Origin of the sequence: Roseibium album (genome assembly GCF_001404515.1) — a bacterium.
GTDB classification, from domain to species: Bacteria; Pseudomonadota; Alphaproteobacteria; order Rhizobiales; family Stappiaceae; genus Roseibium; species Roseibium album.
In genome coordinates this window covers 134514-157676 of sequence record NZ_CXWE01000004.1, presented here as the reverse complement: position 1 = coordinate 157676, position 23163 = coordinate 134514, and the positions used below count along the sequence as shown (strand labels likewise).

Sequence of the window (23163 nt, the reverse complement as noted above, 5' to 3'; positions counted from 1 at the left end):
TACGGGAAGCAAAACGTCGCTCGCGGATCTGTCCAAGGCGTCGGGGTGCGTCCCGCCTCGAGCCTGTATCGACCGAACCGAGTATTGGACAGAGAGCGACGCCGATGGCGAAGGAAAAATTTGAGCGCAACAAGCCGCACGTTAACATTGGCACGATTGGCCACGTTGACCATGGCAAGACGACGCTGACTGCTGCAATCACGATGACGCTTGCCGAAACTGGCGGCGCCGAAGCAAAAGCCTATGACGAGATTGACGGCGCGCCTGAAGAAAAGGCACGCGGTATCACGATCTCCACGGCACACGTTGAGTACGAGACGGAAAACCGTCACTACGCTCACGTTGACTGCCCGGGCCATGCCGACTACGTGAAGAACATGATCACGGGTGCCGCGCAGATGGACGGCGCGATCCTTGTCGTGTCTTCAGCAGACGGCCCGATGCCGCAGACGCGCGAGCACATCCTGCTTGCCCGTCAGGTTGGCGTTCCGGCTCTTGTTGTTTTCATGAACAAGGTCGACCAGGTCGACGATGAAGAGCTTCTTGAGCTTGTCGAGATGGAAATCCGCGAATTGCTGGCTTCCTACGAGTACCCGGGCGACGACATTCCGATCGTCAAGGGTTCAGCGCTTGCAGCTGTCGAGAACCGCGATGCGGCGATCGGCCGTGACGCGATCCGCGAGCTGATGGCGCAGGTCGACGAGTACATCCCGACGCCCGATCGTCCGAAGGATCTGCCGTTCCTGATGCCGATCGAAGACGTGTTCTCGATCTCCGGCCGCGGTACTGTTGTGACCGGTCGTGTTGAGCGCGGTATCGTCAAGGTGGGTGAAGAAGTCGAGATCGTCGGCATCAAGGACACCACCAAGACGACGGTTACCGGCGTTGAAATGTTCCGCAAGCTGCTGGACAGCGGCGAAGCCGGCGACAACATCGGTGCGCTGATCCGCGGCGTTGGCCGCGAGGAAGTTGAGCGCGGCCAGGTTCTTTGCAAGCCGGGTTCCGTTACCCCGCACACGAAGTTCAAGGCCGAGGCTTACATCCTCACCAAGGAAGAAGGTGGCCGTCATACGCCGTTCTTCACCAACTACCGCCCGCAGTTCTACTTCCGTACGACGGACGTGACGGGTGTGGTGTCCTTGCCGGAAGGCACGGAAATGGTGATGCCTGGCGACAACGTCTCCGTTGACGTTGAACTGATCGTGCCGATCGCCATGGAAGAAGGCCTGCGCTTCGCGATCCGCGAAGGTGGCCGTACCGTCGGCGCAGGCGTCGTCGCATCCATCATCGAATAAGATGAATTCGGTTGCCGGGTCTTGTACCCGGCAACCGTCCCTCTTAAGTCTTGCGATGCGTGGCTTCAGAGGGTATCAGGAGCAAGGTCGCGTCGGCGATCCTCTGAAGGGGTATAGCTCAGCTGGTAGAGCGACGGTCTCCAAAACCGTAGGTCGCGGGTTCGAACCCTGCTGCCCCTGCCAATTTGCTCTTGATTAATCTGCCTCGAGGGCTTAAACAGTTTCCTCGAGTGAGGCGCGCGAAGATTTTTCGCGCGCCCACTCGTATTTAACAGACCGGAACCGGAATGGCGAAGACCAATCCCTTTAAATTTATCCAGGAAGTACGCGCTGAAACGTCCAAGGTGACGTGGCCGACGCGCAAGGAAACAGCCGTGACCACCGCCATGGTGTTCGTCATGGTGCTGATCGCTTCGATTTTCTTTCTCCTGGCCGATCAGCTGATGAGCTGGGGGATAGGTGCTCTTCTGGGTGTCGGCGGCTGAGTAAGACCGACCGTCCGGTTTGTAGACAAGAACAAGAAACGGAACTGAGAACCATGGCCAAGCGCTGGTATATTGTGCATGCCTATTCCAATTTTGAGAAAAAGGTCGCCGATTCCATCCGCGAGAAGGCCGAGCAGAAAGGGTTGACCGATCTGTTTGAGGAAATCCTCGTTCCCATGGAAAAGGTTGTCGAAGTGCGCCGCGGCCGCAAGGTCGATGCCGAGCGCAAGTTTTTTCCCGGCTACGTCCTGGTGAAAATGGACATGACCAACGAGGCGTTCCACCTGATCAAGGATACGCCGAAGGTGACCGGGTTCCTCGGTGCGGACCAGAAGCCGATGCCGATTCCGGAAAAAGAAGCGCTTCGCATCATAAATCAGGTGCAGGAAGGCGTTGACAGGCCGAAGCCGTCGGTCAGCTTCGAGGTTGGCGAGCAGGTGCGCGTGTCCGATGGGCCGTTTGCTTCGTTCTCCGGTCTTGTCGAGGAAGTTGACGACGAGCGGGCGCGCCTCAAGGTGGCGGTTTCCATCTTCGGAAGAGCAACGCCGGTGGAACTGGAATTCGGTCAGGTCGACAAGCTCTGACCGTTTGCCGTCCCGAGGGGCGGTTTGAGTGCCCGGTATCAGGTCCCTGTGGCCGGTTTCCGGGAAAAATCGGTGGAAGGTTCTGACATTCTTCGCCGGATGTCGACGAGGGGCCGGACCACCACTCCCAACCAGCTGGATCGCCGTTCAGCTGCGAATGATTGGAGAGAATGATGGCGAAAAAAGTTCAAGGCTTCCTGAAGCTTCAGGTGCCGGCAGGCTCCGCTACTCCGTCGCCGCCCATTGGTCCGGCGCTTGGTCAGCGTGGTCTGAACATCATGGAATTCTGCAAGGCGTTCAACGCGCAGACCCAGGATGTTGAAAAGGGTGCTCCGTGCCCGACCGTGATCACGTACTACTCGGACAAGTCCTTCACTTTCGAAGTGAAGACGGCTCCGGTCAGCTTCTTCCTGAAGAAGGCTGCCAAGCTGCCGAAGGGTTCCGGAACACCGGGTCGCGGCACCGTGGGTTCCGTGACCAGGGCGCAGGTGAAAGAAATCGCCGAAGCCAAGATGAAGGACCTGAACGCCAATGACGTCGACGCAGCAATGCTGATGGTTGAAGGCTCCGCCCGCTCCATGGGCTTTGAGGTAACGGAGTAAGATCATGGCGAAGGTTGGAAAACGTATCTCGGCCGCTCGTGAAGGCCTTGACCGGAACAAGCTTTATTCTCTTGACGAGGCGATCGGCCTCGTGAAGGGGCGTTCCAAGACCAAGTTCGACGAAACCGTCGAAGTTGCGATCAATCTCGGTGTGGATCCGCGCCACGCAGACCAGATGGTCCGCGGCGTATGTGTTCTGCCGAACGGAACAGGCAAGAATGTTCGCGTTGCGGTTTTTGCTCGCGGTGACAAGGCTGACGAAGCGAAAGCAGCCGGTGCAGACGTTGTCGGTGCCGAAGAGCTGGTTCAGGAAGTGCAGGGCGGCAAGATCGATTTTGATCGCTGCATCGCAACGCCTGACATGATGCCGCTGGTTGGCCGTCTTGGCAAGGTGCTCGGCCCGCGTGGCCTGATGCCGAACCCGAAGGTCGGAACCGTGACCCCGGACGTCAAGGCTGCTGTCAATGATGCCAAGGGCGGTGCGGTGCAATTCCGTGTTGAAAAAGCCGGTATCGTTCATGCCGGTGTCGGCAAGGTGTCCTTTAGCGAAGAAGCGATCTCCCAGAACGTAAAGGCTCTGGTTGACGCGGTTCAAAAGGCCAAGCCGTCCGGTGCCAAGGGTTCCTACATGAAGCGTATTGCCGTGTCCTCCACGATGGGCCCGGGCGTGAAAATCGATCTCGCCAGCATTTCAGGCGAATAATCCGGGAGACCGGGTTGAGTAAAGATTTCGGCCGAAAGGCCGAATAGACCCGGCGGTTCGCTGCCGGGTTGCCCTGTCCGAGACTGCAGGTGCCGGGAGACCGGCTTAAGCAAACGGCCTGCATAGATGGGTGAGAACCGAATTCTCCGCGATTGCGGAAAACCAGGTTCGAACCAGACCTTGCCGCGCGTTCTGCGTGAAGGTGAGGGGACAGGACCCTGAGCGTCGCCCTTGAGGCGGTTCCGGGTTCGGAACCGACCGAGTGCGGCAAAGGTAACCGGTGGCGGCAACGCCACCAAATGGAGAAGGCAAGTGGAAAGAGCGGAAAAGCACGAGTTCGTGACGGCTCTCAACGCCGAGCTGGCTGACACCGGCGTCGTTGTTGTCGCGCACTATGCAGGTCTTTCGGTTGCTCAGATGACTGCATTGCGGGCATCTGTGCGTGAAGCCGGCGGTTCTGTAAAAGTCGCAAAAAACCGCCTTGTGAAACTCGCCCTTGAAGGCACCGACCTTGAGCATCTCTCCGACCTGTTTCAGGGCCCTACCGTACTCGTCTATTCAGACGATCCGGTAGCAGCACCGAAAGCAGCTGTCGATTTCGCCAAAGCCAACAACAAGTTGGAAATTCTTGGCGGTGCTCTTGGAACGACCAATCTGAACCCGGAAGGCGTCAAGTCTCTGGCAACCATGCCGTCGCTCGATGAGCTGCGCGCGAAACTGGTTGGCATGATCCAGACCCCGGCTTCCCGGATTGCTCAGGTAGTCAACGCACCGGCCGGGCAGCTCGCCCGCGTCTTCGGCGCGTATGCCGACAAGGACGAAGCCGCATAAGGCGTCCAAACACACTGTCTAACGAAACCAACACTGGTTCGAATTTAAGGTACTGAGAAAAATGGCTGATCTTGAAAAGCTCGTAGAAGAACTGTCCGCACTGACCGTCATGGAAGCTGCTGAACTCAGCAAGCTTCTGGAAGAAAAGTGGGGCGTTTCTGCCGCAGCTCCGGTTGCAGTTGCTGCCGCTGCCGGTGGTGGCGGTGAAGCTGCTGCTGCCGAAGAGAAAACCGAATTTGACGTTGTTCTGACATCTGCTGGTGACAAGAAAATCAACGTCATCAAGGAAGTCCGCGCAATTACCGGTCTTGGCCTGAAGGAAGCTAAGGAACTCGTCGAGTCCGCTCCGAAGGCTGTCAAGGAAGGCGTTGCCAAGGACGAGTCTGAAGAGCTGAAGAAGAAGCTGGAAGAAGCAGGCGCTTCTGTAGAGCTTAAGTAACAAAGGCTTTTGCCTTTTGAACGGTCCCGTTTGTCGGGACCGTTTGTTGCCCCGGCGGGTCCAACCCGTTTCCGGGGCAAATGCACCACTAGGGCAAGTTGATTCGCGGCGTGCGAGTCAGGTGTCCTGGGCCCCATAACCCGGTCAACCTTTCCGCTTTGGTTGCAGCAGGTTGATCTTGGGGGACGGTTTTCCGAAGCGCCCGGGCAGGGCGGCCCGATTGGATAAGGGGCGTTTCGGGAAGCCGTTACCCGGCCGATACGAGGAGCGACAATGACCCAAACGTTCAACGGTCGCAAAAAGGTCCGTAAATATTTCGGATCGATCCGCGATGTCGCGGCAATGCCCAATCTCATCGAGGTACAAAAAGCATCCTACGACCAATTTCTTCAGGTCGATGAGATGCAGGGCGGCGGCCGCAAGATAGAAGGCCTTGAAGCGGTCTTCCAGTCCGTGTTTCCCATTTCCGATTTTGCCGGAACTTCCCTACTTGAGTTTGTATCCTACGAATTCGAAGCTCCCAAATACGACGTGGACGAGTGCCGCCAGCGTGACATGACGTTCGCCGCACCGCTGAAGGTAACCTTGCGTCTCATCGTCTTTGATGTCGATGAAGACACAGGGGCCAAGTCCGTCAAGGACATCAAGGAACAGGATGTCTACATGGGCGACATGCCGTTCATGACAGACAACGGCACCTTTATCGTCAATGGCACAGAGCGCGTGATCGTTTCCCAGATGCACCGTTCCCCGGGTGTTTTCTTCGACCACGACAAGGGCAAGACCCATTCCTCCGGCAAGCTTCTGTTCGCCGCCCGCGTGATTCCCTATCGCGGGTCATGGCTGGATATCGAATTCGATGCCAAGGACATTGTCCACGCACGTATCGACCGCCGTCGGAAGATCCCGGTCACGTCGCTGCTGATGGCTCTTGGCCTCGACGGCGAGGAAATCCTGAACACCTTCTACAAGCGTATCGACTACACGCGTCAGAAGGATGGTTCCTGGCGCATGCCGTTCGATGGTGCTCGCCTGAAGGGAACCAAGGCCTCCTATGATCTGATCGATGCGGATAGCGGTGAAGTCGTCGTTGAAGGTGGCCGCAAGATTACGGCACGCACGATCCGTCAGCTGAGTGAAAAGGGCATTACGGCCCTGAAGGTCACGGACGAAGACCTGCACGGTCAATATCTTGCTGAAGATATCGTTGACGCGCAGTCGGGCGAGATCTACGCGGAAGCGGGCGACGAGATCACCGGCAAGCTGCTGGAAGAACTTGTTGAGCGCGGTTATCACGAATTGACGATGCTCGATATCGATCACGTCAACACCGGTGCCTATATCCGAAACACGCTTGCGGTCGACAAGAACGAGTCCCGTGAGGATGCGCTCTTTGACATCTACCGTGTCATGCGTCCGGGAGAGCCGCCAACCATCGACACTGCGGAAGCGATGTTCCAGTCGCTGTTTTTTGACGACGAACGGTATGACCTGTCTGCCGTTGGCCGCGTGAAGATGAACATGCGTCTTGACCTGCAGTGTGAAGACACGGTCCGCACACTGCGCAAGGAAGACATCCTTGAAGTCATCCGTGTCCTGCTCCAGCTGCGTGACGGCAAAGGCGACATCGATGACATCGACAACCTTGGCAACCGTCGTGTGCGGTCGGTCGGCGAACTGATGGAAAACCAGTATCGCGTCGGCCTGCTTCGCATGGAACGCGCGATCAAGGAACGCATGAGTTCCGTGGAAATCGACACGGTCATGCCGCAGGATCTGATCAATGCGAAACCGGCCGCTGCTGCCGTCCGCGAATTCTTCGGGTCTTCGCAGCTGTCGCAGTTCATGGACCAGACCAACCCGTTGTCTGAAGTCACCCACAAGCGCCGCCTGTCGGCGCTCGGTCCGGGTGGTCTGACACGAGAACGTGCAGGCTTCGAGGTTCGCGACGTTCACCCGACACACTACGGCCGCATCTGCCCGATCGAGACCCCGGAAGGTCCGAATATCGGTCTGATCAATTCGCTGGCGACCTTTGCCCGCGTGAACAAGTACGGCTTCATTGAAAGCCCGTACCGCAAGGTCGATGATGGGGTCGTAACCAACGAAGTCATCTATCTTTCCGCAATGGAAGAAGCCAAGCACTATGTGGCGCAGTCCAATGCGGAATATGACGCGGAAGGCCGGTTCACAACCGAACTTATCACCTGCCGTCATGCAGGTGAGAACATGATGGTTCCGTCCGACAAGGTCGACCTGATGGACGTTTCGCCGAAACAGCTTGTTTCTGTTGCGGCAGCGCTCATTCCGTTCCTGGAAAACGATGACGCCAATCGTGCGCTCATGGGTTCGAACATGCAGCGTCAGGCGGTGCCTCTTGTGAGCGCCGAAGCGCCATTTGTCGGCACGGGTATGGAACCGGTTGTCGCGCGCGATTCCGGTGCCGCGATCGGTGCACGCCGCGCGGGTGTGGTCGATCAGGTAGACGCGACACGTATCGTTATTCGTGCGACGGAAGATCTCGATCCCGGCAAGTCCGGTGTCGATATCTACAGGCTGCAAAAGTTCCAACGCTCCAACCAGAACACCTGCATCAACCAGCGTCCGCTGGTGCGTGTCGGTGATCGGGTGCACAAGGGCGACATCATTGCTGACGGCCCGTCCACGGATCTGGGCGACCTGGCTCTCGGCCGGAACGTGCTTGTCGCGTTCATGCCGTGGAACGGTTACAACTTCGAGGATTCCATCCTTCTTTCCGAGCGGATCGTTTCCGACGACGTCTTCACTTCCATCCACCTTGAGGAATTCGAGGTGATGGCGCGTGATACCAAGCTTGGTCCGGAAGAGATCACCCGCGACATTCCCAACGTTTCAGAAGAAGCGCTGAAGAATCTCGACGAGGCCGGCATCGTCTATATCGGTGCGGAACTCAACCCGGGTGACATTCTTGTCGGCAAGATCACGCCGAAGGGCGAGAGCCCGATGACTCCGGAAGAAAAACTTCTGCGAGCCATCTTCGGCGAGAAGGCCTCCGACGTGCGCGACACGTCCCTGCGCCTGCCGCCAGGGGTTTCGGGTACTGTGGTCGAAGTGCGTGTCTTCAATCGCCATGGCGTCGAAAAAGACGAACGGGCGATGGCGATCGAGCGCGAGGAAATCGAACGTCTCGCAAAGGACCGGGACGACGAGCAGGCAATCCTCGACCGCAACGTCTATGGCCGTCTCGCAGAAATGCTGATGGACAAGACTGCTGTTGCCGGTCCCAAGGGCTTTGGCAAGGACGCTGTTCTGACCGGGGATGTTCTCAACGACTTCCCGCGGTCGCAGTGGTGGCAGTTCGCTACCGACGACGAAAAGTTCATGTCCGAAATCGAAGCCTTGCGCGGTCAGTACGACGACAGCCGCAAGCGTCTCGAGCAGCGGTTCATCGACAAGGTCGAAAAACTGCAGCGCGGTGACGAACTGCCTCCTGGCGTCATGAAAATGGTCAAGGTCTTTGTTGCCGTGAAGCGCAAGCTTCAGCCGGGTGACAAGATGGCCGGCCGTCACGGCAACAAGGGCGTGGTTTCCAAGATCAACCCGTGCGAGGACATGCCGTTCCTGGAAGACGGTACGCATGTCGATATCGTGTTGAACCCGCTCGGCGTGCCGTCCCGCATGAACGTCGGCCAGATCCTGGAAACTCACCTGGGCTGGGCCTGCCGCGGCATGGGCAACCGGATTGGCGAAATGTACGAAGAGTACAAGCGCTCCGGTCAGCTTGACGAGCTTCGCGGAAAGATCGTCGAGATCTACGGCGACAACATGAAGGGCGACAACGTCCAGGAATACGATGACGAGAGCATCGTTCGCCTGGCCGACCAGCTGAAGAAGGGTGTTTCCATCGCGACGCCGGTCTTTGATGGTGCGCGTGAACCCGATGTTGTCGAAGCACTGAACATCGCCGGTTACGACTCGAGCGGTCAGTCCGTGCTGTTTGATGGACGAACCGGTGAAGAGTTCGACCGCAAGGTGACCGTGGGCTACATCTATATGCTGAAGCTCCACCACCTTGTCGACGACAAGATCCATGCCCGTTCGATCGGCCCGTACTCGCTTGTTACCCAGCAGCCGCTTGGTGGTAAGGCGCAGTTCGGTGGCCAGCGTTTCGGGGAAATGGAGGTCTGGGCGCTCGAGGCATACGGTGCAGCCTATACGCTGCAGGAAATGCTCACAGTCAAGTCGGACGACGTGGCCGGCCGTACGAAGGTCTACGAGGCCATCGTTCGCGGCGACGACACCTTCGAGGCGGGCATACCGGAAAGCTTCAACGTGCTTGTGAAGGAAATGCGGTCCCTGGGTCTCAATGTTGAACTGCAACGGACTGATGTACCCGCGATTGGCGAGGAAGAAACTGCGGATGCCGCAGAATAATCCCGTCAACGGACGCAATATGACTTGGCATGCCGGTCACGGAGAGGGGTGTTTGGACCCGCTCTCCGGCCGCGCATCGAAGGAGATGGATCATGAATCATGAGGTCATGAACCTGTTTAATCAACAGGCTCCCGCACAGACCTTCGACAATATCCGGATTTCGCTTGCGAGCCCGGAAAAGATCTTGTCCTGGTCTTTCGGCGAAATCAAAAAGCCGGAGACCATCAACTACCGTACGTTCAAGCCTGAACGCGACGGCCTGTTCTGCGCACGTATCTTCGGCCCGATCAAGGACTATGAGTGCCTTTGCGGCAAGTACAAGCGCATGAAATACAAAGGCGTTATCTGCGAGAAGTGTGGCGTTGAAGTCACCTTGTCCAGGGTTCGCCGCGAGCGTATGGGCCACATTGAACTGGCCGCTCCGGTTGCGCATATCTGGTTCCTGAAGTCCTTGCCGAGCCGCATCGGTCTGTTGCTTGACATGACACTGAAGGATCTGGAACGCGTTCTTTATTTCGAGAACTATGTGGTTCTCGAGCCGGGTCTGACCCCGCTCAAGCAGCATCAGCTTCTTTCCGAAGAAGACTATGTCGCCGCTCAGGACGACTACGGTGAAGACGCCTTCACGGCGATGATCGGTGCCGAAGCGATCCGCGAAATCCTGATGAGCATGGATCTCGAGCGCGAAAGCGAAAAGTTGCGCCAGGAAATCGCCGAAGCAACCACTGAGCTGAAGCCGAAGAAACTGGCAAAGCGCTTGAAGGTCATCGAGGCATTCATGGAATCCGGCAATCGTCCGGAGTGGATGATCATGACGGTTGTCCCGGTCATTCCACCGGATCTGCGTCCGCTGGTGCCGCTCGATGGCGGACGTTTCGCGACGTCTGACCTCAACGATCTCTACCGTCGCGTGATCAACCGGAACAACCGTTTGCGCCGCCTGATGGAATTGCGCGCTCCGGACATCATTATCCGGAACGAGAAGCGTATGCTTCAGGAATCTGTGGACGCGCTGTTCGACAACGGTCGCCGCGGCCGCGTCATCACCGGTGCCAACAAGCGTCCGTTGAAGTCGTTGTCCGACATGCTGAAAGGCAAGCAGGGCCGTTTCCGGCAGAACCTGCTCGGCAAACGCGTCGACTATTCCGGCCGTTCGGTGATCACGGTTGGCCCGGAGCTGAAACTTCATCAGTGCGGGCTGCCGAAGAAGATGGCACTTGAACTGTTCAAGCCCTTCATCTATTCGCGCCTCGACGCCAAGGGTTTCTCTTCGACCGTCAAGCAGGCGAAGAAGCTTGTGGAGAAGGAACGTCCGGAAGTCTGGGATATTCTCGACGAGGTGATCCGCGAGCACCCGGTTCTTTTGAACCGTGCGCCGACGCTTCACCGTCTCGGTATCCAGGCGTTCGAACCGACCCTGATCGAAGGCAAGGCCATCCAGCTGCATCCGCTCGTCTGTTCGGCGTTCAATGCAGACTTTGACGGTGACCAGATGGCTGTTCACGTGCCGCTTTCGCTGGAAGCCCAGCTTGAAGCGCGTACGCTGATGATGTCCACCAACAACATTCTGCACCCGGCCAACGGTGGTCCGATCATTGTTCCGTCGCAGGATATTGTTCTCGGTCTTTACTACCTCTCCATCATGGCAGAGGGAGAACCGGGCGAAGGCATGGCCTTCGGTGATATCGGTGAAATCCATCATGCGCTGGCCAACAAGGTCATCACGCTGCACACCAAGATCAAGGGTCGTTACAAGTCCATTGATGCGGACGGCAACCCGACTTCCGAGATCATCGAGACGACACCTGGTCGGATGTTGATCGCCGAGTTGTTGCCCAAGCACTTCGAAGTCCCGTTCGAAGCTTGCAACAGGCTGATGACCAAGAAGGAAATCTCCAAGATGATCGACACGGTCTACCGTGCCTGCGGTCAGAAGGAGACGGTTATTTTCTGCGACCGGATCATGGAACTCGGCTTCAAGAATGCCTGTAATGCCGGCATTTCGTTTGGTATGGACGACATGGTCATTCCTGATACCAAACAGAACCTGGTTGCCGAAACCTCGTCGCTCGCGACCGAATACGAGCAGCAATACAATGACGGTCTGATCACCCAGGGCGAAAAGTACAACAAGGTTGTCGATGCCTGGGCGAAATGCACCGACAAGATCGCTGATGAAATGATGGCGCGCATCAAGGCGGTTCAGATCGACGACGAGACAGGACGTCAAAAGCCGATGAACTCGGTCTACATGATGTCTCACTCCGGTGCGCGTGGTTCGCCACAGCAGATGAAGCAGCTCGCCGGCATGCGCGGCCTGATGGCCAAGCCGGACGGTTCGATCATCGAAAACCCGATTATCTCGAACTTCAAGGAAGGCCTGTCGGTTCTGGAGTACTTCAACTCCACCCACGGTGCCCGCAAGGGTCTGGCCGACACTGCCTTGAAAACGGCGAACTCGGGTTATCTGACCCGTCGTCTCGTAGACGTTGCTCAGGATTCAATCATCCTGGAGCCGGATTGTGGCTCTGAACGCGGCATCACCGTTGCACCGATCGTCGATGCCGGTAATGTCATTGCCTCTCTCGGCATGCGCGTTCTCGGCCGTACGACGGCAGAGGACGTCGTCAACCACCTGACCGGCGAAGTGATCGTGCCCAGGGGTACGCTCATCGACGAGAAGGATGTCGAGGCGATCGAAGGAGCCAAGGTCCAGCAGATCAAGATCCGTTCGGTTCTCACCTGTGAAACCGAAACCGGCGTCTGTGCAACCTGTTATGGTCGTGACCTCGCACGTGGCACGCCGGTCAACCTCGGTGAAGCTGTTGGCGTCATCGCGGCACAGTCCATCGGTGAACCGGGCACCCAGCTGACCATGCGTACGTTCCATATCGGCGGAACGGCGCAGGTCGTCGACAGCTCCTTCATCGAGTCCAATGTTGACGGAACGGTCAAGATCCGGAACCGGTCGGTGCAACGCGACTCCGACGGCAACCTCATTGCCATGGTACGCAACATGTCCATCGTTGTTATCGACAGCGACGGAAACGAGCGTGCAGTTCACCGTGTCGCATACGGTTCCAAGCTGCATGTCGACGAAGGTGACGCGGTCAAGCGCGGTCAGCGGATTGCCGAATGGGATCCCTACACCCGTCCGATGCTTGCGGAAGTTGACGGCGTGGTTGACTTCGAAGATCTGGTTGACGGAGCTTCTGTCCAGGAAACTGCCGATGAGGCGACCGGTATCACCAAGCGTATCGTCATCGACTGGCGGTCGTCGCAGCGTGGTGCGGATCTCAAGCCTGCCATCGTCATCAAGGACGACAAGGGTACGATTTCGAAAAACTCGCGCGGATCCGATGCTCGCTTGATACTGTCCGTGGATGCGATCCTGTCCGTTCAGCCTGGCTCCACGGTCAAAGCTGGTGACGTCCTGGCGCGTATTCCCCTGGAGAGTGCCAAGACCAAGGACATCACCGGTGGTCTGCCGCGAGTTGCGGAACTGTTCGAAGCTCGCCGTCCGAAGGATCATGCTATCATCGCTGAAATCGATGGTACGATCCGTTTCGGCCGCGACTACAAGAACAAGCGTCGCATCATCATCGATCCGGCAGAGGATGGCGCGGAACCCGTCGAATATCTCATCCCGAAGGGCAAGCACTTCCACCTTCAGGAAGGCGATGCCATTGAAAAAGGTGAGTACATTCTCGACGGCAACCCGGCACCGCATGACATTCTGGCTGTCAAGGGCGTGGAGGCACTTGCTGCCTATCTCGTCAATGAGATCCAGGAAGTCTATCGTCTGCAGGGTGTGACCATCAACGACAAGCACATCGAAGTGATTGTCCGCCAGATGCTGCAGAAAGTCGAAATCACCGATCCGGGCGATACCGAGTTCTTTTCGGGCGAACAGATCGACAAGATCGACTTCGAGGAAGCGAACGAGAAGGCCATCGACAATGCCCGGGACCCCGCGAAAGGTGTTCCCGTTCTGCTGGGTATTACCAAGGCATCTCTGCAGACGCGGTCGTTCTTCTCTGCCGCGTCGTTCCAGGAAACGACCCGTGTCCTTACCGATGCAGCGGTCAACGGCAAGACCGATCCGCTTGTCGGCCTGAAGGAAAACGTCATTGTCGGCCGTTTGATTCCGGCCGGTACCGGCGGGGTCATGAAACGTATCCGCAAGATTGCCTCGCATCGCGATGACCTGATCCAGGAAGCGCAGCGCCAGCAATCTTCAGAAAGCGCGGCTGAAGGCCTGCTGGAAGATATGACGGGTGCAGCCGAGTAATCGGCACTGGCAAAACTGATCGAAAGGCCGCCTCCGGGCGGCCTTTCTGTATGGACCAGAGTTGAGAGCAACATGATGAACGACAACGAAGTCGAAATGGAACCGGTGGTCTATATCGTCATCGGCCGGGTCTGGGAAAACGAAGAAGCGCTCCCGGATGATGCCGTGACGATTCATGCGCTTCTGAGAGCGCCGGACGATGATGATGCGGTTCGCAGAACCCTTGAAGCCCTGCAGGGCCAGGGTTTTGCCGAAGCCGAGCTCGACCAGATCGGGGTCATGGACGGGGAACCCGACGATCCGCTTTACGAAGGGGCCTACCAGGATGCGCTCGCGGGCAATGTGGCAATCGTGACTTTTTCCGGTGAAGGCTGACCGGGTTCGTTACGGATGACGCACTCCCGGGCTGTTGTGCGGCACGTGTTCCGCGAGGCGTTTGAAGCAGCATATTCGAGCCGGAAATGTGAGGCGCGAGACCGATCGTCGACGTTGGCCGGGACCTGTGGTGAGTCGGCATTGAGCTATAGCCGGTTTCACCTGTGAATCTTACAGACATTTAACAAGGAATACCCGAACGATTCCTTGCTTTGATCGCTCGCAGAATTCGGCTACGAAATAAAATTACTCGAATCCACTTCAAATAGTGCGCAAAGTTATGTCAGGCCATTGAATTCATTGCAATAATTTGAACTGATGGATGATCGTCAATGCAATCATGGTTTTTTCGACAAAGCACTTGACGCATGGGGTGCATATGAGTAGGTTCCGCGCATCCCAAGGGCAGGCGGTAAGAGTGAACCGTCCAGCGCTGATCCAAGGCGCAGGACCCAATCCTTTTAAACGCTGCCGGGTATAGATAGGCGAATACGCGTCGATTGCATGACCGCGGGTTTACTCGTGGTCCTCTGGTTTTTCGCAGCGCCGGCCGCTCTCAGAGCGTGCGGGCGCGATTTTGCATGTTTGTTGGCTTGCAAGATCGGCGAGGGACTGCAGTTGCATACGAATTTTTGGATGGACAAGGTAAAGGGCAAAGAATGCCGACCATCAACCAGTTGATCCGCAAGCCGCGGAAAGATCCGCCGAAGCGGAACAAGGTGCCGGCCATGGAGGCCTGCCCTCAGAAGCGTGGTGTTTGCACCCGCGTTTACACGACGACGCCGAAGAAGCCGAACTCGGCTCTGCGTAAGGTGGCCAAGATCCGCCTGACCAACGGCTTCGAAGTCATCGGCTACATCCCGGGTGAAGGTCACAACCTTCAGGAACACTCGGTGGTGATGATCCGTGGCGGCCGCGTGAAGGATTTGCCGGGTGTTCGCTACCACATCATCCGTGGTGTGCTCGATACCCAGGGCGTCAAGGATCGTAAGCAGCGCCGTTCGAAATACGGCGCCAAGCGGCCGAAGTAAGGAGCACATTAGATGTCCCGTCGTCACCGCGCAGAAAAACGCGAAATCAACCCGGATCCGAAATTCGGGGATATGGTCGTCACCAAATTCATGAACTCCATCATGTATGACGGCAAGAAATCCACCGCCGAGCGCATCGTATACGGTGCTTTCGACGTGGTCGAGAACAAGACCCGCGAGAACCCGATCGAGGTTTTCCATGCGGCTCTTGAAAATGTCATGCCGCAAGTGGAAGTCCGCTCCCGCCGTGTTGGTGGTGCGACCTACCAGGTCCCGGTCGAGGTCCGCAACGAGCGCCGTCAGGCTCTTGCGATCCGCTGGTTGATTACCGCCGCGCGCAACCGCAACGAAACCACAATGGTTGACCGCCTGTCCGGCGAGCTGCTCGATGCTGCAAACAACCGTGGTACCGCAGTTAAGAAGCGTGAAGATACGCACCGGATGGCAGACGCCAACCGCGCGTTCTCGCACTACCGCTGGTAAAAGTTACTTCGAAGGGCTGACGCTATGTCGCGCACGCATAATATCGAGGACTACCGTAACTTCGGCATCATGGCTCACATCGATGCTGGCAAGACCACTACGACCGAGCGGATCCTCTACTACACTGGCAAGAGCCACAAGATCGGCGAAGTTCATGATGGTGCCGCCACCATGGACTGGATGGAGCAGGAGCAGGAGCGTGGCATCACGATCACCTCTGCTGCAACCACCGCTTTCTGGAACGACAAGCGGCTGAACATCATCGACACCCCGGGCCACGTTGACTTCACCATTGAAGTTGAGCGTTCGCTCCGTGTTCTCGACGGCGCCGTTGCTCTTCTGGACGCTAACGCCGGTGTCGAGCCGCAGACCGAAACTGTCTGGCGTCAGGCCGACAAGTACAACGTCCCGCGGATGATCTTCGTCAACAAGATGGACAAGCTGGGCGCCGATTTCGATCGCTGTGTCACCATGATCAAGGAACGCCTTGGCGCGACTCCGTTGGTCATGCAGCTGCCGGTTGGCGCCGAGAGCGAATTTGCCGGCTGTGTCGACCTTCTTAAAATGAAGGCTCTGATCTGGCAGGCTGAAAATCTTGGTGCTGCCTGGGATGAAGTCGACATTCCTGCCGATCTTGCCGATCGTGCGCAAGAACTGCGCGACGCTATGATCGAGACTGCCGTCGAAGTGGACGAAGAGGCAATGGAAGCTTACCTGGAAGGTGAAGAGCCGACCATGGAAAAGCTGAAAGAGCTGATCCGCAAGGGTACCATCAGCGGCGAATTCGTTCCGATCTTCTGTGGTTCTGCATTCAAGAACAAAGGTGTGCAGCCACTGCTGGACGCAGTTGTCGACTTCCTGCCGAACCCGGTCGAAGTGCCGGCGATCAAGGGCATTGACCCGAAGACCGAAGCTGAAGTCGAGCGGAAGTCCTCGGACGAAGAGCCGCTTGGCCTGCTGGCATTCAAGATTGCAAACGACCCGTTCGTCGGCTCGCTGACGTTCTGCCGCATCTATTCCGGTGTTCTGAACAAGGGTACGTCCCTTCTCAACACGGTGAAAGACAAGCGTGAACGCGTTGGCCGCATGATGCAGATGCACTCCAACTCCCGCGAGGACATTGATGTTGCATATGCAGGCGACATCGTTGCTATTGCGGGTCTGAAGGACACGACGACAGGCGACACGCTGTGTGATCCGCTTAAGCCGGTGATCCTGGAGCGCATGGAATTCCCCGAGCCGGTCATCGAGATCGCGGTCGAGCCGAAAACCAAGGGTGACCAGGAAAAGATGGGCCTTGCCCTGAACCGTCTGGCAGCCGAGGATCCGTCCTTCCGCGTGAAGACGGACGAGGAATCCGGTCAGACTATCATCGCCGGAATGGGCGAGTTGCACCTTGATATCATCGTCGACCGCATGAAGCGTGAATTCAAGGTCGAAGCGAATATCGGTGCACCTCAGGTTGCTTATCGCGAAACAATCACCAAGGTTGCCGATGTGGACTACACCCACAAGAAGCAGTCCGGTGGTTCCGGTCAGTTTGCTCGTATCAAACTCACCATCGAGCCGGCAGAGCCGAACGAAGGTTATGTCTTCGACAGCAAGGTTGTCGGCGGTAATGTTCCGAAAGAATACATTCCGGGCGTTACCAAAGGTATCGAGAGCGTCATGTCCTCTGGACCGCTGGCTGGTTTCCCGATGCTCGACATCAAGGCAACTTTGACCGACGGTGCATACCACGATGTCGACTCTTCTGTTCTGGCCTTCGAGATTGCCGGTCGTGCCGGCTTCCGCGAAGCCATTCAGAAGGCAGGCCCGAAATTGCTCGAGCCGATCATGAAGGTCGAGGTTGTCACCCCGGAAGACTACATGGGTGACGTGATTGGTGACCTGAACTCCCGCCGCGGCCAGATCGCGGGTACGGAGAACCGGGGCATCGTGACAGTCATCACCGCAATGGTTCCGTTGGCCAACATGTTTGGTTACGTGAACAATCTGCGTTCCATGTCTCAAGGCCGCGCACAGTACTCGATGGTGTTCGATCACTACGAGCAGGTGCCGCAGGCTGTCGCCGAAGAGGTTCAGGCGAAATACGCCTGAACCTGACCTCTTAACGTCAAGAAGAAATAGAGAAACGGAGTAATCCGATGGCGAAGGAAAAATTTGAGCGCAACAAGCCGCACGTTAATATTGGCACGATTGGCCACGTTGACCATGGCAAGACGACGCTGACTGCTGCAATCACGATGACGCTTGCCGAAACTGGCGGCGCCGAAGCAAAAGCCTATGACGAGATTGACGGCGCGCCTGAAGAAAAGGCACGCGGTATCACGATCTCCACGGCACACGTTGAGTACGAGACGGAAAACCGTCACTACGCTCACGTTGACTGCCCGGGCCATGCCGACTACGTGAAGAACATGATCACGGGTGCCGCGCAGATGGACGGCGCGATCCTTGTCGTGTCTTCAGCAGACGGCCCGATGCCGCAGACGCGCGAGCACATCCTGCTTGCCCGTCAGGTTGGCGTTCCGGCTCTTGTTGTTTTCATGAACAAGGTCGACCAGGTCGACGATGAAGAGCTTCTTGAGCTTGTCGAGATGGAAATCCGCGAATTGCTGGCTTCCTACGAGTACCCGGGCGACGACATTCCGATCGTCAAGGGTTCAGCGCTTGCAGCTGTCGAGAACCGCGATGCGGCGATCGGCCGTGACGCGATCCGCGAGCTGATGGCGCAGGTCGACGAGTACATCCCGACGCCCGATCGTCCGAAGGATCTGCCGTTCCTGATGCCGATCGAAGACGTGTTCTCGATCTCCGGCCGCGGTACTGTTGTGACCGGTCGTGTTGAGCGCGGTATCGTCAAGGTGGGTGAAGAAGTCGAGATCGTCGGCATCAAGGACACCACCAAGACGACGGTTACCGGCGTTGAAATGTTCCGCAAGCTGCTGGACAGCGGCGAAGCCGGCGACAACATCGGTGCGCTGATCCGCGGCGTTGGCCGCGAGGAAGTTGAGCGCGGCCAGGTTCTTTGCAAGCCGGGTTCCGTTACCCCGCACACGAAGTTCAAGGCCGAGGCTTACATCCTCACCAAGGAAGAAGGTGGCCGTCATACGCCGTTCTTCACCAACTACCGCCCGCAGTTCTACTTCCGTACGACGGACGTGACGGGTGTGGTGTCCTTGCCGGAAGGCACGGAAATGGTGATGCCTGGCGACAACGTCTCCGTTGACGTTGAACTGATCGTGCCGATCGCCATGGAAGAAGGCCTGCGCTTCGCGATCCGCGAAGGTGGCCGTACCGTCGGCGCAGGCGTCGTCGCATCCATCATCGAATAATCGACAGCCGGGCCTGCCGGTGTAACAAAACGTAGCGCGGGCAGGCCCGCAGTCTTATTGGGAACAATAACAATGAACGGTCAGAATATCCGGATCCGCCTGAAGGCGTTTGACCACCGTATTCTCGACGCCTCCACCAAGGAGATCGTCAATACGGCCAAGCGGACCGGTGCTCAGGTGCGGGGTCCCGTGCCGCTGCCGACGCGGATCGAGAAGTACACGGTACTTCGCGGACCGCATATCGATAAGAAAAGCCGCGATCAGTTCGAGATGCGTACGCACAAGCGTCTTCTCGACATCGTGGATCCGACGCCCCAGACGGTGGACGCGCTGATGAAGCTCGACCTGGCCGCTGGTGTTGACGTCGAGATCAAGCTCTAAGGCGGGGTCAAGGGGACACATCATGCGTTCTGGAGTGATCGCTCAGAAAGTGGGCATGACCCGCATCTACAACGATGCGGGCGAGCATGTTCCAGTCACGGTTTTGCGGCTGGAAAACTGCCAGGTGGTAGCCCACCGGACTGACGAAAAGAATGGTTACACTGCGCTGCAGCTCGGCGCGGGTACCCGTAAAGTAAAGAATACGCCCAAGGCGCTGCGCGGTCATTTTGCTGTTGCAAAGGTCGAGCCTAAGCGGACGGTTGCCGAGTTCCGCGTAACAGCGGACAACTTGATCGACGTTGGCGCGGAAATGACCGCGGATCACTACGTCGAAGGCCAGTTCGTGGATGTGACCGGGACGTCCATCGGCAAGGGATTTGCCGGGGCGATGAAACGCCACAACTTCGGTGGTGGCCGTGCATCCCACGGTAACTCGATCTCGCACCGCTCACACGGTTCCACGGGTCAGTGTCAGGACCCGGGCCGCGTGTTCAAGGGCAAGAAAATGGCCGGTCATATGGGCGATGCCCGCGTGACCACGCAGAACCTGAAGGTTGTGCGCACTGATGTTGAGCGTGGCCTGATCATGGTCGAAGGTTCGGTTCCGGGTGCCAAAGGCGGCTGGATCCTGGTTCGCGACGCGATCAAAAAGGCGCTGCCGGAAAACGTTCCGGTTCCGGGTGCATTCAAGGCATCCGAAGCGGCTGAGGTTGCCGGGAAGGAGAGTGAGTGATGGAACTCCAGGTCAAGACCCTCGAAGGTGGGGCGGCCGGTTCGATCACGGTGTCTGACGAGATCTTTGGTCTCGAGCCGCGCACCGATTTGATCCACCGAGTGGTGCGCTGGCAGTTGGCCAAGCGCCAGGCGGGTACCCACAATACGCTGCAACGCGCGGATATCTCCGGTTCGACGAAGAAGTTCGTCCGCCAGAAGGGTTCCGGCGGCGCACGTCACGGTAACAAGAAAGCCCCGCAGTTCCGCGGTGGTGGCAAGGCGTTCGGTCCGAGCGTTCGTGATCATAGCCATGATCTGCCGAAGAAGGTTCGCTCCCTCGGTCTGAAGCATGCTTTGTCCGCGAAGGCGCGAGCTGACAGCATCGTTGTCGTCGAAGACGCGAAGGCAGCCGAAGCAAAGACCAAGGCTCTGAAGTCCCAGCTCGAAAAGCTCGGCCTGACCAGCGCTCTTGTGATTGACGGTGCCGACATCGACAACAACTTCGCACTGGCGTCCCGCAACATTCCGCATGTGGATGTGCTGCCGGTGCAGGGTATCAATGTTTACGACATCCTGCGGGCCAACACCCTGGTGTTGACCAAGGCTGCGGTGTCCGCACTTGAGGAGCGCTTCAAATGAGCAAACTTCCTCACTATGACAAAATCGTTGGCCCGGTAATCACCGAAAAGTCGACGATGGCTTCCGAAGAGAACAAGGTTGTCTTCAAGGTTGCCAATGACGCAACAAAGCCGGAAATCAAGGCCGCTGTCGAAGCACTGTTCGGCGTCAAGGTCACGGCAGTGAATACCCTGGTCCGCAAGGGCAAGGTGAAGCGCTTCCGCGGACGTCTTGGCCGCCAGTCCGACTTCAAGAAGGCCGTCGTTACGCTGCAGGAAGGTCACGGCATCGACGTGACCACCGGGCTCTGAGGCGGGGACTTAGAAAATGGCACTAAAGACATTCAATCCGACGTCCCCAGGTCGCCGTCAGCTTGTTCAGGTTGACCGCTCTGGCCTGCATAAGGGCAAGCCGGTCAAAACTCTGACCGAGGGTCTGTCCAAGAAGGGCGGTCGTAACAACACCGGTCGTCTGACGTCTCCAAACCGCGGTGGCGGTCACAAGCGGTCTTACCGTCTTGTCGACTTCAAGCGGCGCAAGTGGGACGTGCCGGCAACGGTCGAGCGCCTCGAGTACGATCCGAACAGGACCGCATTCATCGCTCTCATCCGTTACGAAGACGGCGAACTGAGCTACATCCTGGCGCCTCAGCGCCTGGCTGTCGGTGACACAGTTGTCGCCGGTGAAAACGTCGACGTGAAGCCGGGCAACGCAGCGCCGCTGTCGCGCATTCCGGTTGGAACGATCGTGCACAACATTGAGCTGAAGCCGGGCAAAGGCGCCCAGATCGCTCGGTCTGCCGGTGCATTCGTTCAAATCGTAGGCCGTGACCAGGGCTACACCACGCTGCGTCTCATGTCTGGTGAGCAGCGCCGTGTGCTTGGCACATGCATGGCTTCCATTGGTGCCGTGTCCAACCCGGACCACGGCAACATAAATCTCGGCAAGGCAGGCCGTTCCCGCTGGCTTGGCATTCGTCCGCATACTCGCGGCGTTGCCATGAACCCGATCGATCACCCACATGGTGGTGGTGAGGGCAGGACCTCTGGCGGTCGTCATCCGGTTACTCCTTGGGGTAAACCGACCAAAGGTAAGCGTACGCGGCGCAATAAGCAGACTGATAAATATATCGTCCGCAGCCGCCACGCGCGCAAGAAGTAAAGGGCAAGGATCGTGGCACGTTCGATCTGGAAAGGTCCGTTTGTCGACGGGTATCTGCTGAACAAAGCGGACAAGGTACGTGAGTCCGGCCGGAACGAGGTCATCAAGACCTGGAGCCGCCGCTCAACGATCCTGCCGCAGTTCGTCGGTTTGACCTTCGGCGTCTACAACGGTCAAAAGCACGTTCCGGTGCTGGTGTCTGAAGAAATGATCGGTCACAAGTTCGGTGAGTTTTCACCGAGCCGGACCTATTACGGTCATGGCGCCGACAAGAAGGCGAAGAGGAAGTAACGATGGGCAAGCCGAAGCGTGAGCGGACGCTCGCTGACAACGAGGCAAGGGCAATGACCCGTATGCTGCGTGTTTCTCCTCGCAAGCTGAACCTCGTTGCGGCTGCGATCCGCGGCAAAAAAGTCGGTTCCGCCATTGCGGACCTGACGTTCTCCCGCAAGCGCATCGCGCAGGATGTCAAGAAAACACTGATGTCAGCCGTTGCGAATGCGGAAAACAATCATGACCTGGATATCGACAACCTGGTGGTTGCCGAAGCTCATGTTGGCAAAGCTTTTGTCATCAAGCGGTTCCAGGCCCGTGCACGCGGCCGTGTCGGTCGGATCGAGAAGCCTTTCTCGAACCTGACCATCGTCGTGCGTGAACTTGAGGAGACCGCCTGATGGGACATAAAGTAAACCCGATCGGCATGCGCCTCGGGATTAACCGCACCTGGGATTCCCGCTGGTACGCGAACAAGAACGAATACGGCGATCTTCTTCATGAAGATTTCCGCATCCGTGAATTCCTCCTGAAGGAATTGAAGCAGGCCGCGGTTTCAAAGGTTGTGATCGAGCGCCCGCACAAGAAGTGCCGCGTGTCCATTCATTCCGGCCGTCCGGGTGTGGTCATCGGTAAAAAAGGTGCCGACATCGAGCGTCTTCGCAAGAAGATTGCCGATATCACCAATTCGGAAGTGCACCTCAACATCGTTGAAGTTCGCAAGCCGGAAATCGACGCGACACTGGTTGCCGCCTCGATCGCTCAGCAGCTGGAACGCCGCGTTGCTTTCCGCCGCGCCATGAAACGGGCTGTTCAGTCCGCCATGCGTCTCGGCGCCCAGGGCATCCGGATCAATTGCGGCGGCCGCCTCGGCGGTGCGGAAATCGCGCGTATCGAATGGTACCGTGAAGGCCGTGTGCCGCTTCACACACTGCGTGCCGACATCGATTACGGTGTTGCGAGCGCCCACACGGCTTACGGTGTGTGCGGTGTGAAGGTCTGGATCTTCAAGGGTGAAATTCTGGAGCATGACCCGATGGCGTCCGAGCGTCGCGCAACGGCTGCTTCCGAAGGTAACCACGGTGATCGCGGCGGACGCCGGGATCGGGGCCGCGAGCGCGCAGCTTAAGTCAAGCTGCCAGCCG

The 23163-nt window shown here is 57.7% G+C and carries 22 protein-coding genes and 1 tRNA gene; all 23 read left to right on the top strand.

Annotated features, from left to right (window positions below; translation table 11 throughout):
* Window positions 1-104 precede the first annotated feature (104 nt).
* The 23 genes from tuf (LA5095_RS13965) to rpsC all read left to right on the top strand — a co-directional run bounded on the left by tuf (LA5095_RS13965) (window position 105) and on the right by rpsC (window position 23147).
* Window positions 105-1295 (top strand): elongation factor Tu, encoded by a 1191-nt coding sequence (gene tuf, locus LA5095_RS13965; RefSeq protein WP_055115943.1) that lies wholly within the window; start codon window positions 105-107, stop codon window positions 1293-1295.
* A gap of 107 nt (window positions 1296-1402) precedes the next feature.
* A tRNA-Trp gene (locus LA5095_RS13960) sits at window positions 1403-1478 on the top strand.
* 104 nt (window positions 1479-1582) lie between these two features.
* The gene (gene secE / locus LA5095_RS13955; protein WP_029060810.1) at window positions 1583-1780 is read left to right on the top strand and encodes a preprotein translocase subunit SecE; all 198 of its coding nucleotides are present in this window, start codon (window positions 1583-1585) and stop codon (window positions 1778-1780) included.
* A 53-nt stretch (window positions 1781-1833) separates the two neighbouring features.
* On the top strand, window positions 1834-2364 hold the full coding sequence (nusG, locus tag LA5095_RS13950; RefSeq protein ID WP_029060809.1) for a transcription termination/antitermination protein NusG: 531 nt from the start codon (window positions 1834-1836) through the stop codon (window positions 2362-2364).
* A 173-nt stretch (window positions 2365-2537) separates the two neighbouring features.
* On the top strand, window positions 2538-2966 hold the full coding sequence (gene rplK, locus LA5095_RS13945) for a 50S ribosomal protein L11 (RefSeq protein WP_055116827.1): 429 nt from the start codon (window positions 2538-2540) through the stop codon (window positions 2964-2966).
* A 4-nt stretch (window positions 2967-2970) separates the two neighbouring features.
* Window positions 2971-3669, top strand: a complete 699-nt coding sequence (gene rplA / locus LA5095_RS13940) for a 50S ribosomal protein L1 (protein ID WP_055115955.1) — start codon at window positions 2971-2973, stop codon at window positions 3667-3669.
* 312 nt (window positions 3670-3981) lie between these two features.
* The gene (gene rplJ, locus LA5095_RS13935) at window positions 3982-4500 is read left to right on the top strand and encodes a 50S ribosomal protein L10 (RefSeq protein ID WP_029060806.1); all 519 of its coding nucleotides are present in this window, start codon (window positions 3982-3984) and stop codon (window positions 4498-4500) included.
* A gap of 61 nt (window positions 4501-4561) precedes the next feature.
* The gene (gene rplL, locus LA5095_RS13930; protein WP_055115953.1) at window positions 4562-4939 is read left to right on the top strand and encodes a 50S ribosomal protein L7/L12; all 378 of its coding nucleotides are present in this window, start codon (window positions 4562-4564) and stop codon (window positions 4937-4939) included.
* 273 nt (window positions 4940-5212) lie between these two features.
* Window positions 5213-9352 (top strand): DNA-directed RNA polymerase subunit beta, encoded by a 4140-nt coding sequence (gene rpoB / locus LA5095_RS13925; RefSeq protein ID WP_055115951.1) that lies wholly within the window; start codon window positions 5213-5215, stop codon window positions 9350-9352.
* Between the two features lie 92 nt (window positions 9353-9444).
* A complete protein-coding gene (gene rpoC / locus LA5095_RS13920) occupies window positions 9445-13644 on the top strand; it encodes a DNA-directed RNA polymerase subunit beta' (protein WP_055115948.1) in 4200 nt (1399 codons plus the stop codon).
* A 75-nt stretch (window positions 13645-13719) separates the two neighbouring features.
* Window positions 13720-14019: a hypothetical protein gene (locus tag LA5095_RS13915; protein ID WP_055115946.1), complete on the top strand. Its 300-nt coding sequence runs from the start codon at window positions 13720-13722 to the stop codon at window positions 14017-14019.
* A 659-nt stretch (window positions 14020-14678) separates the two neighbouring features.
* On the top strand, window positions 14679-15050 hold the full coding sequence (gene rpsL / locus LA5095_RS13910; RefSeq protein WP_006936459.1) for a 30S ribosomal protein S12: 372 nt from the start codon (window positions 14679-14681) through the stop codon (window positions 15048-15050).
* A gap of 12 nt (window positions 15051-15062) precedes the next feature.
* Complete coding sequence (rpsG, locus tag LA5095_RS13905) at window positions 15063-15533, top strand: 30S ribosomal protein S7 (protein ID WP_029060801.1); 471 nt, start codon at window positions 15063-15065, stop codon at window positions 15531-15533.
* Between the two features lie 24 nt (window positions 15534-15557).
* The gene (gene fusA / locus LA5095_RS13900) at window positions 15558-17633 is read left to right on the top strand and encodes an elongation factor G (RefSeq protein WP_055115944.1); all 2076 of its coding nucleotides are present in this window, start codon (window positions 15558-15560) and stop codon (window positions 17631-17633) included.
* Between the two features lie 47 nt (window positions 17634-17680).
* Window positions 17681-18871, top strand: coding sequence for an elongation factor Tu (gene tuf, locus LA5095_RS13895; RefSeq protein WP_055115943.1), 1191 nt, complete (start codon window positions 17681-17683; stop codon window positions 18869-18871).
* Between the two features lie 72 nt (window positions 18872-18943).
* Entirely contained in the window at window positions 18944-19252 is a 309-nt protein-coding gene (rpsJ, locus tag LA5095_RS13890) for a 30S ribosomal protein S10 (protein WP_006936455.1), read from the top strand.
* 22 nt (window positions 19253-19274) lie between these two features.
* Window positions 19275-19985: a 50S ribosomal protein L3 gene (rplC, locus tag LA5095_RS13885; RefSeq protein ID WP_055115940.1), complete on the top strand. Its 711-nt coding sequence runs from the start codon at window positions 19275-19277 to the stop codon at window positions 19983-19985.
* Window positions 19985-20605, top strand: coding sequence for a 50S ribosomal protein L4 (gene rplD, locus LA5095_RS13880; protein WP_055115938.1), 621 nt, complete (start codon window positions 19985-19987; stop codon window positions 20603-20605). The genes rplC and rplD overlap by 1 nt, the downstream gene beginning before the upstream one ends.
* On the top strand, window positions 20602-20895 hold the full coding sequence (locus LA5095_RS13875; protein WP_029061773.1) for a 50S ribosomal protein L23: 294 nt from the start codon (window positions 20602-20604) through the stop codon (window positions 20893-20895). The genes rplD and LA5095_RS13875 overlap by 4 nt, the downstream gene beginning before the upstream one ends.
* 16 nt (window positions 20896-20911) lie before the next feature.
* A complete protein-coding gene (gene rplB, locus LA5095_RS13870) occupies window positions 20912-21745 on the top strand; it encodes a 50S ribosomal protein L2 (protein WP_055115936.1) in 834 nt (277 codons plus the stop codon).
* Window positions 21746-21757: 12 nt separating this feature from the next.
* Window positions 21758-22036 carry a 30S ribosomal protein S19 gene (rpsS, locus tag LA5095_RS13865; protein ID WP_029061775.1) on the top strand — a complete coding sequence of 93 codons (279 nt, stop codon included), beginning with the start codon at window positions 21758-21760 and terminating at the stop codon, window positions 22034-22036.
* A 2-nt stretch (window positions 22037-22038) separates the two neighbouring features.
* The gene (gene rplV, locus LA5095_RS13860; RefSeq protein WP_035898396.1) at window positions 22039-22419 is read left to right on the top strand and encodes a 50S ribosomal protein L22; all 381 of its coding nucleotides are present in this window, start codon (window positions 22039-22041) and stop codon (window positions 22417-22419) included.
* Window positions 22419-23147 carry a 30S ribosomal protein S3 gene (gene rpsC, locus LA5095_RS13855; protein ID WP_055115934.1) on the top strand — a complete coding sequence of 243 codons (729 nt, stop codon included), beginning with the start codon at window positions 22419-22421 and terminating at the stop codon, window positions 23145-23147. The genes rplV and rpsC overlap by 1 nt, the downstream gene beginning before the upstream one ends.
* The last annotated feature ends 16 nt before the right edge of the window (window positions 23148-23163 follow it).

Coding starts and splice junctions, on each gene's coding strand:
- rplA (WP_055115955.1), top strand. CDS start 2,971: ATGGCGAAGGTTGGAAAACGTATCTCGGCCGCTCGTGAAGGCCTTGAC.
- rplC (WP_055115940.1), top strand. CDS start 19,275: ATGCGTTCTGGAGTGATCGCTCAGAAAGTGGGCATGACCCGCATCTAC.
- rplK (WP_055116827.1), top strand. CDS start 2,538: ATGGCGAAAAAAGTTCAAGGCTTCCTGAAGCTTCAGGTGCCGGCAGGC.
- rpsJ (WP_006936455.1), top strand. CDS start 18,944: ATGAACGGTCAGAATATCCGGATCCGCCTGAAGGCGTTTGACCACCGT.
- rplV (WP_035898396.1), top strand. CDS start 22,039: ATGGGCAAGCCGAAGCGTGAGCGGACGCTCGCTGACAACGAGGCAAGG.
- LA5095_RS13875 (WP_029061773.1), top strand. CDS start 20,602: ATGAGCAAACTTCCTCACTATGACAAAATCGTTGGCCCGGTAATCACC.
- rpoC (WP_055115948.1), top strand. CDS start 9,445: ATGAATCATGAGGTCATGAACCTGTTTAATCAACAGGCTCCCGCACAG.
- LA5095_RS13915 (WP_055115946.1), top strand. CDS start 13,720: ATGAACGACAACGAAGTCGAAATGGAACCGGTGGTCTATATCGTCATC.
- rplL (WP_055115953.1), top strand. CDS start 4,562: ATGGCTGATCTTGAAAAGCTCGTAGAAGAACTGTCCGCACTGACCGTC.
- tuf (WP_055115943.1), top strand. CDS start 17,681: ATGGCGAAGGAAAAATTTGAGCGCAACAAGCCGCACGTTAATATTGGC.
- rplD (WP_055115938.1), top strand. CDS start 19,985: ATGGAACTCCAGGTCAAGACCCTCGAAGGTGGGGCGGCCGGTTCGATC.
- secE (WP_029060810.1), top strand. CDS start 1,583: ATGGCGAAGACCAATCCCTTTAAATTTATCCAGGAAGTACGCGCTGAA.
- rpsG (WP_029060801.1), top strand. CDS start 15,063: ATGTCCCGTCGTCACCGCGCAGAAAAACGCGAAATCAACCCGGATCCG.
- nusG (WP_029060809.1), top strand. CDS start 1,834: ATGGCCAAGCGCTGGTATATTGTGCATGCCTATTCCAATTTTGAGAAA.
- fusA (WP_055115944.1), top strand. CDS start 15,558: ATGTCGCGCACGCATAATATCGAGGACTACCGTAACTTCGGCATCATG.
- tuf (WP_055115943.1), top strand. CDS start 105: ATGGCGAAGGAAAAATTTGAGCGCAACAAGCCGCACGTTAACATTGGC.
- rpsC (WP_055115934.1), top strand. CDS start 22,419: ATGGGACATAAAGTAAACCCGATCGGCATGCGCCTCGGGATTAACCGC.
- rpsL (WP_006936459.1), top strand. CDS start 14,679: ATGCCGACCATCAACCAGTTGATCCGCAAGCCGCGGAAAGATCCGCCG.
- rpoB (WP_055115951.1), top strand. CDS start 5,213: ATGACCCAAACGTTCAACGGTCGCAAAAAGGTCCGTAAATATTTCGGA.
- rplB (WP_055115936.1), top strand. CDS start 20,912: ATGGCACTAAAGACATTCAATCCGACGTCCCCAGGTCGCCGTCAGCTT.